Annotated in this window: 9 protein-coding genes; 3 read left to right on the top strand and 6 right to left on the bottom strand. The window is 66.6% G+C overall.

Annotated features, from left to right (window positions below):
• The first annotated feature begins 46 nt into the window (after positions 1-46).
• Entirely contained in the window at positions 47-1,981 is a 1,935-nt protein-coding gene (locus F4827_RS33285) for a DUF3857 domain-containing protein (RefSeq protein WP_311675182.1), read from the top strand.
• Between the two features lie 10 nt (positions 1,982-1,991).
• Here the strand turns inward: F4827_RS33285 and F4827_RS33280 are convergent, their stop codons facing one another.
• From F4827_RS33280 to glgC, 5 genes are all read right to left on the bottom strand, one after another.
• Positions 1,992-3,194: a branched-chain amino acid ABC transporter substrate-binding protein gene (locus tag F4827_RS33280; RefSeq protein ID WP_183733056.1), complete on the bottom strand. Its 1,203-nt coding sequence runs from the start codon at positions 3,192-3,194 to the stop codon at positions 1,992-1,994.
• A gap of 244 nt (positions 3,195-3,438) precedes the next feature.
• Positions 3,439-3,900: a hypothetical protein gene (locus F4827_RS33275; protein ID WP_183733059.1), complete on the bottom strand. Its 462-nt coding sequence runs from the start codon at positions 3,898-3,900 to the stop codon at positions 3,439-3,441.
• Positions 3,901-4,077: 177 nt separating this feature from the next.
• Positions 4,078-4,959 carry a pyridoxal kinase PdxY gene (pdxY, locus tag F4827_RS33270; RefSeq protein WP_183733062.1) on the bottom strand — a complete coding sequence of 294 codons (882 nt, stop codon included), beginning with the start codon at positions 4,957-4,959 and terminating at the stop codon, positions 4,078-4,080.
• A 212-nt stretch (positions 4,960-5,171) separates the two neighbouring features.
• Complete coding sequence (gene glgA, locus F4827_RS33265) at positions 5,172-6,641, bottom strand: glycogen synthase GlgA (RefSeq protein ID WP_183733065.1); 1,470 nt, start codon at positions 6,639-6,641, stop codon at positions 5,172-5,174.
• 147 nt (positions 6,642-6,788) lie between these two features.
• A complete protein-coding gene (gene glgC, locus F4827_RS33260) occupies positions 6,789-8,060 on the bottom strand; it encodes a glucose-1-phosphate adenylyltransferase (RefSeq protein ID WP_183733068.1) in 1,272 nt (423 codons plus the stop codon).
• 320 nt (positions 8,061-8,380) lie between these two features.
• Between glgC and F4827_RS33255 the strand changes: the two genes are divergently transcribed.
• Positions 8,381-9,448 carry an alpha/beta fold hydrolase gene (locus F4827_RS33255; RefSeq protein ID WP_183733071.1) on the top strand — a complete coding sequence of 356 codons (1,068 nt, stop codon included), beginning with the start codon at positions 8,381-8,383 and terminating at the stop codon, positions 9,446-9,448.
• Positions 9,449-9,540: 92 nt separating this feature from the next.
• On the opposite strand, the gene F4827_RS33250 is transcribed toward F4827_RS33255, so the two are convergent.
• Positions 9,541-10,536: an LLM class flavin-dependent oxidoreductase gene (locus tag F4827_RS33250; protein ID WP_183733086.1), complete on the bottom strand. Its 996-nt coding sequence runs from the start codon at positions 10,534-10,536 to the stop codon at positions 9,541-9,543.
• A gap of 776 nt (positions 10,537-11,312) precedes the next feature.
• Here F4827_RS33250 and hpnI point away from each other — a divergent pair.
• Positions 11,313-12,629: a bacteriohopanetetrol glucosamine biosynthesis glycosyltransferase HpnI gene (hpnI, locus tag F4827_RS33245; RefSeq protein WP_183733074.1), complete on the top strand. Its 1,317-nt coding sequence runs from the start codon at positions 11,313-11,315 to the stop codon at positions 12,627-12,629.
• Positions 12,630-12,905: the final 276 nt, after the last annotated feature.

Here is a 12,905-nt window from a genome sequence, read left to right as displayed (position 1 = left end):
ATGTGCTAAAACGGGAGGCTCGCGCCATTGTCCGAACGAGGTTCCGGTGCCCCGATCGCTTTCATCGTTTTATGCAGCCGTCCGCTCGGCTTGCACGCTTGTGTGCGCGACATCGTGCGCGGCGTCATTTGCGCTCTCGAACGCGTACGCCCAGCCCCCCATCGACGACGATCTGCCGCCCGCCACGCTCGAACGCGATGTCCACCTGTTCGTGATCCAGAAAGACGGCTCGGGCCAGGAACACGACGATTCGACCCTACGGGCCAATACCACGGCGGGCGTCGATGCGGTCGCGCAGCGCTATGTCTGGTTCAATAAGGATATCGAATCGATTACGGCGCTCGCCGCGCAGACCATCGACCCCGACGGCAGCGTCCATGAAGTGGGCGCGAGCAGCATCCGCGACGTGCAGGAGCCGCGCTCGGCGGGCGCGCCGACCTTCCAGGACGGGGTGCTTCGCACTGTCATTTTTCCGGGCGTGCAACCGGGCGCGCGCGTGCGCCTGGTGTTCGACAAGCGGCGCGGCCAGGCATTACAGGCCGGCACGTTTTCGTATTTCGTCGGGCCGCCGGGCGAGCCAGTCGAGTTCCAGCGCCTGATCTTCGATCTGCCTGCCGACCTGCCGCTTTACGCCGATGCGCGCGGCTACGAAGCGCAGCCGCCCGTCACCGAAAACGGCCGTACGCGTTATATCTTCGATTTCCGCCAGGGGCAGTTGCCGCCGCTCGAAGCCGGCGCAGTGGCGCGCGTGAACTGGGGCGCGCGCCTGATGGTGACGACCGTGCCCGATTACGCCAGCTTCGCCGCGCGCTATCGCGAGGCCGCCGCCGACCCAACTGCTACCGACACGACAATCGCCGCCTTCGCGCGGGCGCTCACGGCGGGCGTGACGGACCCGCGCGAGAAGGCCGCGCGCATCTACGACTGGATGCGGCTGAACATTCGCTACGTGGCGCTCTTTCTCGGCACCACGGCGGCTGCGCCGCACCGGGCGCTCGACATCCTGCACGCGCGCTACGGCGACTGCAAGGACCATGTCGCGCTCTTCACGGCGCTGCTCGCGGCCGTGGGCATTCGCGCCGAGGGCGCGTTGCTGAACCTCGGCCCGGTCTATTCGCTGCCTGCGGTGCCGGGTTACGGCGAGGAGGCCATCAATCACGTGATCGCCTGGCTGCCCGATCTGGGCGTATTCGCCGATACCTCGTCGGGCGGCGTGGCCTTCGGCTTTCTGCCGGCGGGTGTGATGGACCGTCCGGCGCTGCTGGTCGATGAGGGCGTGCTGGTGCGCACGCCCGCGACCCAGCCGCGCACGCGTTTGGCGCAACTCGACATCGAGGTGGGCGAGGACGGCAATGCCTCGTATCGATATCGCGTGGAGGAGGCGGGCGCGCTTGCCGAGACCGAGCGCAATACCTTTCGCCGCGCGACGCATCAGGGCGCGCAGCAGATTGCCGCCCAGCGCCTGCGGCAAACCGGCCTCGCCGGCACGGCGCGTCTGAGCGCGAGCGCGCTCGACGCCACCAGCGGGCCGTTCGCCACCACCACCGAGGGCACGCTCGACCACGTGGTCTGGCCCGACGGCGCCACGGCGCTGCCCGCCTTGAGCAGTCTTTCGGGCGGCATCGCCACGCAGCTGGACAACTGGCTCGCGGTGCCAGGGCGCTCGCAGCCCTGGGCCTGCATCGGCGGGAATTTCGAGGAGCACGCGCACCTCGCGCTGCCTGCCTTCGCGCGCGTAACCGACCTGCCGCGCGACTTCGCAGCGAGTGCGGCGAGTGCGGCGAGCGCCGCGCCGCTCGACTACAGCGCGCACTACGTCTTCGATCGGGGCACACGCACGGTCGAGGTGACGCGCAAGCTGTCGGCGCATTTCGGGCGGCAGCTGTGCACGCCGGAGGATTTCGCGCAGATGCGCGAGGCCTTGCTGCGCATGCAGCGCGACGCGCACGCGCAGATCGTCGTGCGCGCCAGGGCCCAATAGAGCAAGCCGTTCAGCCGCCGCGCGTCGCCACCGGCACCCAGGCGCCTTGCTTGACCTGATAGAGCGTCGACGTACCGTTCTTGAGGGCGCCGGTTTCGTCGAAGGCGATACGGCCCGTCACGCCGTCGAAGGAGAGCGATTTGAGCGTGGCGCGAAACACATCGGGATTCGCCGACTTGGCCGCCGCCATCGCGTGAATCGCGGCCCATGTCGCGTCATAGCCGAACGGCGCATAGGCGAGCACATCGGCGCCAAAGCGGTTCTTGAACTTCTGCGCGAAGCGCGGCCCCTCAGGCAGTTGCGCGAGCGGGCGTCCGTACTCCCACGCCATCGCGCCTTCGCCCGCGGGCCCCGCGAGCAGCACGAAATCGGGGATCGCCACGCCGCCGCCGCCCACGAACTGCGTGTTCATGCTGCGCGCCTTCATCTGCTTGACGAGTGCGGCCGCCTGGCGCGCGAGTCCGCCGAAGTAGAGCAGATCGGCGTCGGCGGCCTTGATGCGCGCGAGCTGCGGGCCGAAGTCGCCCGCTTCGATCGGCGCGAAGTCGCGCGCGACCACGTTGCCGCCGTGCTCCTTGACGGTGCGCTCGAAGACGTCGGCTTCACCCTGGCCAAACGCCGTGCGGTCGTCGACGATGGCGATGCGCCGCGCCTTCACGACTTCGACCGCCCACGCGCCCGCGATGCCCGCGTTCTGCGCGTCGTTGGCGATGACCGTGAAGGTGTTGGCAAAGCCCTGCGAGGTGATGACGGGATTGGTCGCGGCCGGGTCGATCATCGGAATGCCGGCGCTCTCGTAGATGCGCGAGGCCGGAATCGCCGTGCCCGAATTGAAGTGGCCGACCACCGCGGCCACGTTCTGGTTCGCGAGCCTGGCCGCGGCCTGCACGCCCTGGCGCGGGTCGGCGCGGTCGTCGATGGCGATCAGTTCGAAATGCGCGGTCTGCTCGCCGATCTTGATGCCCTGGGCGTTGGCGTCGTCCAGGGCGAGCTGCACGCCGTTCTCCAGGTCGTGGCCGTAATTCGCGTAGTCGCCGGAGAGCGGGGCGACGAAGCCGATGCGAACCGTGAGCGGCCCGGCCGCGCGCGCGGTGGTGCCCGGCGCGGCGGCAAGGGCGCACGCGAGCGCGCTTGCGCATAGCGCGAACAGCGCGGCGCGGCGGTCGCGCGAAGGCGGGCGCGGATCGACGCTTGAAGTGTGGCGCGGTCTCATCGTGACTCCTGGCGCTGTGCGGGCGCGGCAGTGTTCTTGTTGATGACGGGTGCGCGGAGCCGTTGGGGCAGGAGCGCGCCATCATGGCGAAGCAGTAGTGCGGCGATGCGGCTGCGTTGGAGGCGGCGTTGGCGTTGGCCGTCGCTTTGGCGAGTGAGCGAGCCCGGCGGGCGTGAGCGCAATATAACAGGCTGCCGAGACGCCCGGCCGGGCCGGCGCGCGGCGGCCCCGGCACGCTCGTGGCCTAGTGCCCCGACTGCAGCGCGAGCAGCGTGTCGCGCAATTGCACCAGCGGCGCCATGGCGCCTTCCGTGGCCCAGCCTTCGAGATCGTCCAGCGCGCGGTTGCAGCCGTCGAGCACCACGTCCAGGTCCACCGGCACGCCGTTGGCCAGCGCGAAACGGATGATTTCCTCGAAGCGCGCGCAGTCGTCGTCGCCATAGGCGATGTCGAGGTTGTCGGCGATGGTCTGGGCGATGTGGCTGCGCTCGCGGTCTTGCGCATCGACGAAATCGACGATGCCGCGCGCGACGTCGGGGGCGTGGTAGAGCGCGATATCGAGCCATTGGGCGGCGTCGAAATCGCCGTCGTGGCTGTGCTCCTCGAAATATTCGATTGCTTCCTGCTCGTGCGTTTCGCCGCCATCGACGGCAAGGCACAGCTGCTCGAAATATTCTTCCTGTTCGCTACGGATGGAATCGGACATCGGTCAATCTCTTTACTGATCTGGCTTCAACTAACGGTAAGCGACGCGGCGGCCAATCCATGGGATTCGCCTGAAAACCGGCTGGCCGCGCGCGCATGCGGATCGCATTATAGGATGCGCCGCGCCAGCCGGCAGGCTTGCCGCGGGAAACCACGCGAAGCACCGCCGCCGTGAAGCTCAGACCAGATCGACCGTCCATGCGTCGAACCATTCGCGCGGACGCGCGATCTGGTCCTGCGCGGCGACGATTTCCAGTTCGTAGCGCCCCGCGTCCCAGGTCATCTTGACCACCGCGTTGACGGCCGCGAGCGTGTGTTCGAAGGCGCGCTTGAGCGTATCCCCGAGCATCAGGCGCGCGACGAAGATCGCGCTGGTGATGTCGCCCACGCCCACTGGCTGGCGTGCAAACGGGTAGAGCGGGCGCTGCGCGAGCCACGCCTCGCGCTCGCTCACCACCAGCATGTTGAAGGTGTCGGCGGGACTGTTGCGGTCGAGCAGATGCTTGACGAGCATGAGTTTTGGGCCGCGCGCGATCACTTCGCGGCAGGCGTCGACGGCTTCCTCCGCGGTCTCCAGCTCCCGTCCGACGAGACGTTGCAGCTCGCTGTGATTGGGCATCATCGCGTCGGCCACTTCGGGCATCTGCGTGACGAGAAACTCCTGGATGCCTGGCTCGACGCGGCAACCGGCGGCGCCGCCGACGGCATTGAGCGTGCCCATCACCGGGTCGCAGAAGTAGCGCGCCTGCGGGTTGGCGGCCTTGACGGCGCGCACCACGTCGATCACGGCCTGCGCCTGTTCGGGCGTGCCCAGATAGCCGGACAGCACGGCGTCGCAACGTGGCAGCACGCCGATCGCGCCGATGCCTTCGACCAGCTCCACCATTTGCCCGGCGTCGATCGCGCTGCCGCTCCAGTGGCCGTACTGCGTGTGATTCGAGAACTGCACGGTGTTGAGCGGCCATACGTTCACCCCGAGACGGCGCATGGGGAACACAGCGGCGCTGTTGCCCGCATGGCCGAACACGACGTGCGACTGGATGCTCAGAACGTTTTTCATGGTCGTTTCGGTCTGCCTGGGATGATGCCGTTTCGCGATTCAACGGCGGGCGAGGGCGCGCTCAGGCGCATACCGCCTGCTGCACGGCGTTTGTGCGCGTGCAGCAACGATAACCGAATTCGTTGCGCCCGGTCGATGGGCGCGTGCGCGGAGTGTTGCGCGCATTGGACTGGTGGACGGGGCCGGGGTCGGGGTCGGGACGGGCGCGGCGCTCAGACCAGCTCGCGATAGAGCGCCATGTAGCGTTGCGCCGATGCTGCCCAGCCGAAGTCCTCGCGCATGCCGCGCGCGCGCGTTTCGCGCCAGTCGCGGCTGCGCGCATACAAGGCGAAAGCGCGGCGGATCGCGGCCGTGAGCGCGTCGGGCTCGAAGCGCTCGAACACGAAGCCGGTGGCGGTGCCGTCGGCGAGATTTTCAAGCGAGGCGTCCGTGACCGTATCGGCGAGGCCGCCCACCCGATGCACCAGCGGCAGCGCGCCGTAGGCGAGCGCATAGAGCTGCGTGAGGCCGCAGGGTTCGAAGCGCGACGGCACCATCATCACGTCGGCGCCCGCGACGATCGCGTGCGCGAGCGTTTCGTCAAAGCCCAGTTCGACCGCCACGGCTTCGGGATGCTGGCGCGCCGCGCGCGCGAAACCTTGCTCCAGACTCGCGTCGCCGGTGCCGAGCACGACCAGCTGGCCGCCGCGCGAGACGATGTCGGGCAGCGCCGCGAGCAGCAAATCGAGGCCTTTCTGCTCGGTCAGGCGGCTCACCACGCCGAATACGGGCGCGTCGTGTTTCTGCGTGAGATTGAAGCGCTGCTGCAGCGCCGCCTTGCAGCGCAGCTTGCCGCTCATGCGCGTGACCGAATAACGCGCGGCGATGGCCGCGTCGGCTGCCGGGCTCCACACGCGGTAATCCACGCCGTTGAGAATGCCGACGAGATCGTGCGCGCGACCCTTGAGCAGCGCTTCGAGACCGCCACCCTGGGCGACGGTCTGGATTTCGCGCGCATAGGTCGGGCTGACGGTGGTGATCTTGTCGGCGTAAAAGAGCCCCGCTTTGAGGAACGACAACTGGCCGTAGAACTCGACGCCGTGCATGTCGAAGAAGTCTGGCGGCAAGCCGAGTTCGCCGAACTGCTGGGCCGGAAAGATGCCCTGATAGGCGAGGTTGTGGATCGTGAAGACGCTGCGCGCCGGGGGGGCGCTCGCCGCGCCGCGTTCGCGCGCCGCCGCGCGCAGATACGCGCCCGCCAGACCCGCGTGCCAGTCGTGCGCGTGCACGATGTGCGGGGCCCAGTCGGGATCGAGATGCTGGGCAAGCTGCGCCGCCGCCCAGCCGAGCAGAGCGAAGCGCTGGGCGTTGTCGCCGTAGGGCACGTGCTCGTCGTCCAGATACGGGTTGCCGGGGCGCGCGTAAAAGGCATCGGCGCGGATCATGTAGACGGGCAGATCGTTGCCGGGCAGGCGTCCCAGTTCGAGCGTGGCTTCGCTGATGCCAAAGCCGCGCTCCAGCCGAGCGATCGGACGCAATTCGCTCAGCCCCGCCGCCACGCCCGCGAAGCCGGGCAGCAGCACGCGCGCATCGGCGCCCAGTTCGATCAGAGCGGCGGGCAGGGCGGCCGTCACATCGGCGAGGCCGCCGGTCTTGAGGAGGGGATAAAGTTCGCTGGCTACATGCAGGACGCGGATCGTCATCGGGCTGGAATCCTCTTTTGGCGCAGTCGGTCGCAGTGTGTGGCGCGCGGATTTCGCGCGGGGGCTCGGGTTCAGCAAGCGGCTCGGGTTCAGCAAGCTTTAGCAAGCGGCATGCGCGGATCGGGTGGATCGCGTGGATCAACCCGATCATGCGCTCGGCCCGAGATTCGCCAGCGCCTCGCGCGTGACCAGCACGATGCCGTTTTCAGTGCGATAGAAGCGCTCGCCGTCGCGCACCGGGTCTTCGCCGATCACCAGACCGTCCGGAATCACGCAGCCGCGATCCACCACCACCTTGCGCAAGCGGCAGCTCGCGCCCACGCTCACCTGCGGCAACAAGACTGCCTCGGCAATGTTGCAGAACGACTTCACGACCACATTCGTCGAGAGCACCGAGCGCGAAACCTGCGAACCCGAGATCACGCTGCCGCCGCACACGATCAGGTTGGTGCCCGAACCCTGCAGACCGTTGAGGTCGCGCACGAACTTGGCGGGCGGCAACTGCTCCATATAGGTCCAGATCGGCCAGTGGCGGTCGTAGAGGTCGAGCGCGGGAATCGTCGATGCCAGATCGAGATTCGCGGACCAGTACGCGTCGATGGTGCCGACGTCGCGCCAGTAAGGCTCGGCGCTCGGGTCCGAGGACACGCACGACATGCTGAACGGATGCGCGATCGCATGGCCGTCGCTGACCACGCGCGGAATGATGTCCTTGCCGAAGTCGTGATCGGTGCCGCTGCGCACGATGTTGTCTTCGAGCAGATGGATCAGGTACTCGGTATCGAAAACGTAGATGCCCATGCTGGCGAGCGCGATGTCGGGGTGGCCGGGCATCGCGGGCGGATCGTCGGGCTTTTCCACGAAGCCGGTGACGCGGCGCGATTCGTCCACCGCCATCACGCCGAAGGCGCGCGCCTCCATGCGCGGCACCTCGATGCAGCCCACCGTGCAATCCGCGCCGCTGGCGGCGTGGTCCGCCAGCATGCGCGTGTAGTCCATCTTGTAGATGTGGTCGCCGGCCAGCACCACCACGTACTTTGGCGAAATCGAGCGGATGATGTCGATGTTCTGGTACACGGCGTCGGCGGTGCCGCGATACCAGTGCGCGCCTTCCACGCGCTGCTGCGCGGGCCAGAGGTCGAGGAATTCGTTGAACTCGCCGCGCAGGAAACCCCAGCCGCGCTGCAGATGGCGCAGCAGCGAATGCGCCTTGTACTGTGTGACCACGGCGATGCGCCGAATGCCGGAGTTGAGGCAGTTCGACAGCGCGAAGTCGATGATGCGGTATTTGCCGCCGAAGTGAACCGCGGGCTTCACGCGCTTGTTGGTGAGCGGGCCAAGACGCGTGCCGCGCCCGCCCGCCAGCACGATGGCGAGCGTGGTGCGCTGCAGATCGTTGAGGCTTGCCGGAGTTTCCATGGTCGTCTCCTTGTTGTGATGTGCCCCCGGTGAAGCTGGCGGAGTGCCGTACCGCGTCGTTTTTATGACCGCGCTTTGAATGTTCTAGCACTGAAAACGGCGATGCGCGAATCGATCGCGCATCGCGCAGTCGTCTTGAAGCGGCGCGTGCGAGGCGAGCAAACGCGCAAGCAAGCGGCTTGCCCGATACGAGCCGCATGGCATGCAGCCGCCGCCGACGCGCGAGGCGCATGCCCGCTAGAATCCCTTGCGGTTAGAGAGTCGCCCGTTGCACCGATACGGCGCTCGCCTGGCCGCGCCCCGGAACTTCGACACTGCCCATGCCACCGATCCGCCAGTTGTTCTCTTTCGCCGCCTGCTGCGCCGCCACATTGAGTCTCGTTGCGTGCGCGGGCGCGCCTGCCGCCCAGACGGGCGCCCCGGGCCCGAGCGCCGATGGCCCGGCCTATGGGCCGCAGCTTCAAGGTTTCGACTATCCGCATCCGGTGCACGATTTCAGCTTCACCTCGCAAGGCCAGACGCTGCACATGGCCTACATGGACGTGCAGCCGCAGCGACCCAATGGCCGCACGGCGGTTCTGCTGCATGGCAAGAATTTTTGCGCGGCCACCTGGGACGACACCATCACGCGCCTGACCGCAGCAGGCTACCGGGTGATTGCCCCCGACCAGATCGGCTTTTGCAAGTCGAGCAAGCCTGCCGCCTACCAGTTCACGTTCCAGCAACTCGCGCGCAACACGCATGCGCTGCTGGCTTCGCTGGGCGTCGAGCGCGCGACGATCATCGGACATTCGACGGGCGGCATGCTCGCGGTGCGCTATGGCCTGATGTATCCGCGCGAAACCGAACAGCTGGTGCTGGTGAACCCCATTGGCCTCGAAGACTGGAAGGCGAAAGGCGTGCCCTCGCTATCGGTGGACGACTGGTATGCGCGCGAACTGAAGACGAGCGCCGACAGCATCCGCCGCTATGAGCAAACGACGTACTACGCGGGCACCTGGAGCACGCGCTACGAGCCCTGGGTGCAAATGCTGGCGGGCATGTATCGCGGTGCTGGAAAGGCGCAGGTCGCGTGGGATTCGGCGCTGCTCTACGACATGATCTACACGCAGCCCGTGGTCTATGAATTCGGCCAGTTGAGCATGCCGACGCTGCTGCTGATCGGCCAGAAAGATACGACCGCGATCGGCAAGGATGCCGCGCCGCCCGACGTGCGCGCCACGCTCGGCCACTATCCGGAGCTTGGGCGTGCGGCCGCGAAGGCGATTGCGCATGCCACGCTGGTGGAGTTTCCCGATGCCGGTCACGCGCCGCAGATGCAGGACCCGGAGGCGTTTCATGCGGCCTTGCTCAAGGGCCTGGCGGCGTTGCCGCAGCAAACGCACTGAACGCCTTTGGCTTGACGCTTGCCTGAGCCAGAAGGCAAAGCGGGCGCATCCGTTCAGGGAGCGCCCGCTTTTTTACAACTTCGAACGACGTTTTAGCGCGCGGCGGCCATCTCGTCGCGCACCTCTGCGGTGATCTCGAACGATCGCAAGCGCTTCGCGTGGTCGTGGATCATCGCGGTGACGATCAGTTCGTCGGCGTTGGTCTGTTCGAGCACGGATTCGAGGCCAGCGCGCACGGTCTCGCGATCGCCGATCACCGAGCACGCCAGCGCATGCGCGACGCCCGCAAGCTCGAACTCGTTGGCCGCGATCTGCTCGACGGGCGGCGGCAACTGGCCCGGCGTGCCGCGCCGCAGGTTGACGAACTGCTGCTGCAGCGAGGTGAAGAGAAAACGCGCTTCCTCGTTGCTCGCGGCGGCGAACACGTTCACGCCCACCATCGCGTGCGGCTTCGCGAGCGTCGCGGACGGACGGAACTGCGAACGGTAGACGCGCAGCGCCGTGAGCAGATGGTCGGGCGCGAAGTGCGAGGCAAAGGCGAAGGGCAGACCCATCGCCGCGGCCAGTTGCGCGCCGAACAGGCTCGAACCGAGGATATAGATCGGCACGTTCAGACCCGCACCGGGCACTGCGCGCACGCGTTGGCCCTCGACCGGCGTGCCGAACAGGCGCTGCAGTTCCGCGACGTCGTCGGGGAAGGCTTCGGCGCTGGCCTGCAGATCGCGGCGCAGCGCGCGCGCCGTGGTCTGGTCGGTGCCGGGCGCGCGTCCGAGGCCCAGATCAATGCGGCCCGGATAGAGCGCTTCGAGCGTGCCGAACTGCTCGGCGATCAAAAGCGGCGCGTGATTGGGCAGCATGATGCCGCCCGAGCCCACGCGGATCGTTTTCGTGCCGCCCGCCACATAGCCGATCACGACCGAGGTCGCGGCGCTGGCGATGCCGGTCATGTTGTGATGCTCGGCGAGCCAGTAGCGCTGGTAGCCCCAGCGCTCGGCATGCTGGGCAAGGTCGAGCGTGTTGCGCAGCGCCGCGCCGGCGTTCGAGCCGGCGGCCACGGGCGAAAGATCTAGGACGGAGAAAGGGGGCAGACGGGGCGTCATGGGGTGTTCCGGTGTGCTTCAGTCATGGTGGGGCGCTGCGCGCAGGCTTCGCGGCGTTTCGATCGTCGCGAAGCCGCTGCAAGGCAGACGCAAGCTTGCGGCCATTGTGCCAAAGCGCATCGGATCGCGCTGACGAGCTGCGGGAATCCACACCCTGCGCGTGGTTTCCGTTAATGGAGATGCAGTGGAGACTGGATTGAGTCGTAATGGATTATCTGGACTGAATCGTAATTATTCTTGTTTAATTTACCGGCCATCAGCTTTAATTCAAAATTATTAAAAATTGGTTGCGATATGCTTACTGATTTTTTTCAATTCATAAAATCCTGGACGCAGACTGCGGCTGGTGTGAAATCATTTCGAGCATTGCTATTCCGGGAAGCATTTTTGTGCGGAGTGGGGAGGCGGCCATCGGGTCTTGCTGCTACAATTTTCCGCTGAATCAGGGCGGGAGCAGGAAAATTCCGTCAAATTTTCAGAATTCTCTTAATCAAACTGTCAATTTGATTTGAGCCGCATCAATCGCCATGCGACCTCATTTAAGGCCTCGCTAGCTGTGTTTATGCGGCGCAGATACGATACCCGTCTGATTTTTTTATGAAATTCTGGTCAGGACAAATGTTCCGAGGCGAAATGCGCAATCTGGCCAATATGTCGCACGATGCGCCGCATATCGGTGCGGGGATTGCAGGGCGTCCTGAGAACCCGCGCGCGCCTCGTGCATCGAGCGGCCTGGAGCAGCGGCGCAAACCGGGCGCTGCGGCATGACAACGTCGCTTTATTCCCTTTCGCCGTTCGCCTGGTGGCTGCTGGCGGCGCTGTGTGGCGCGGCCACCTTCTACGCCATCAGCGCGGCGCTGACCATGCCGCGTTTTGGTTCCGCTGCCCAGGTGCGCGAGGCGGCCCGGCTCGCCCGCGTGCGCGCGCCGCTGCCGGTCAGCGTGCTCAAGCCGCTGTGCGGCGCAGAGCCGCGCCTCTACGAAAACCTCGCCACCTTCTGCGAGCAGCATCACCCGCGCTATCAACTGATCTTTGGCGTGTCCTCGCCGAAGGACCCGGCCATCGCTGTCGTGCAGCGTCTGCAGGCTGCGTATCCGGGTCACGATATCGAACTCGTGGTCGATTCGCGCGTGCATGGCAGCAATCTCAAGGTCAGCAACCTGATTAACATGGCCGATCATGCGCGCCATGACGTGCTGATCGTTGCCGATAGCGATATCGCCGTGGAGCCCGATTACCTAGAGATCGTCACGGCGCCGCTGGCCGACCCGGCCGTAGGCGTGGTGACCTGTCTCTACCGCGCGCGCAGCATCGGCGGTTTCTGGCCGCGCGTGGGCGCGCTGTTTATCAACGAGTGGTTCGCGCCCTCGGTGCGCGTCGCGCACTCGACCGGCTCGCGCGCGTTCGGTTTCGGCGCGACGCTGGCGCTCTCGCGCAGCACGCTGGAGCGCATCGGCGGTTTCGCCGCGCTCAAGGACGGACTCGCCGACGACTACCTGCTTGCCCGCTTTGCGCGCGATCACGGTCTGGCAACGGTGCTCGCGCCGGTGCTGGTCGCCACCGACGTGATCGAGCCGAACTTCCGCTCGCTGTGGCTGCGCGAAACGCGCTGGCTGCGCACCATCCGCTCGGTCAATCCGGCGGGCTTCGCCTCGTTGTTCATCACCTTCACGACGCCGTGGCTGCTGATTGGCGCGCTTGCGTATGCGCTGCTGCTCGCCGGCAGCGGCGGCGTGCCGGTCTGCGCTTCGACGCGCGCCGTGCTGGCCGCGCTGGGCACCAGCACGGCTGGCGGTATCATCGCCAGATTGGCGTTGCACGCGCGCAGCAGCGCGGGTATGGGCGCATTCCTGCGCGAGCTGCCGCTGGTGCCGCTGCGCGACGTTCTGCTCTTGCTGCAATGGCTCGCTGCCGCGTTCGGTTCGCACGTGATCTGGCGCGGGGTGCGCGTGCCGGTGGCCAATCCCGATGCTCAGCCGGCCGTCGAGCAACGCAGCGAGCGCCCGGTCAAGCCCACGCCCGGCGCCGCGCCACGGCAAACCCGTGCCCGCGCCGCCGTCGAGATGACGGATGGCCGTTGAAGGACTGCTACCTCGGTAGCGAGTACATAACATTTTGTCGCGCGTCATGCCGGCCCCGGCCGCAGCGCGCGATTGCATTGATTGGCAATGATTGGCATCGATTGGCATTGCTTGCGCATTCGTGCGCATTCGTGCGCATTGATTGCCCCCCATATTCAAGGTTAGCCGGAGCACTCCTCTCATGAAAACGCTGTTTTTGCAGGCCCCGTCCTATGACGGCTTTGACGGCGGCGCGGGTTCGCGCTATCAGGCGAAGCGCGAGATCCGCTCGTTCTG

Source organism: Paraburkholderia bannensis (assembly GCF_014200455.1).
Lineage (GTDB): Bacteria > Pseudomonadota > Gammaproteobacteria > Burkholderiales > Burkholderiaceae > Paraburkholderia > Paraburkholderia bannensis_A.
The sequence above is the reverse complement of the archived record's forward strand: the minus strand, read 5'-3'. Positions and strand labels throughout refer to the sequence as shown.

What these genes read in the sequence shown, in the direction of transcription:
- pdxY (WP_183733062.1), bottom strand. Translation starts at nt 4,959, where the DNA reads ATGAAAAACGTTCTGAGCATCCAGTCGCACGTCGTGTTCGGCCATGCG.
- F4827_RS33255 (WP_183733071.1), top strand. Translation starts at nt 8,381, where the DNA reads ATGCCACCGATCCGCCAGTTGTTCTCTTTCGCCGCCTGCTGCGCCGCC.
- glgA (WP_183733065.1), bottom strand. Translation starts at nt 6,641, where the DNA reads ATGACGATCCGCGTCCTGCATGTAGCCAGCGAACTTTATCCCCTCCTC.
- glgC (WP_183733068.1), bottom strand. Translation starts at nt 8,060, where the DNA reads ATGGAAACTCCGGCAAGCCTCAACGATCTGCAGCGCACCACGCTCGCC.
- F4827_RS33280 (WP_183733056.1), bottom strand. Translation starts at nt 3,194, where the DNA reads ATGAGACCGCGCCACACTTCAAGCGTCGATCCGCGCCCGCCTTCGCGC.
- F4827_RS33275 (WP_183733059.1), bottom strand. Translation starts at nt 3,900, where the DNA reads ATGTCCGATTCCATCCGTAGCGAACAGGAAGAATATTTCGAGCAGCTG.
- hpnI (WP_183733074.1), top strand. Translation starts at nt 11,313, where the DNA reads ATGACAACGTCGCTTTATTCCCTTTCGCCGTTCGCCTGGTGGCTGCTG.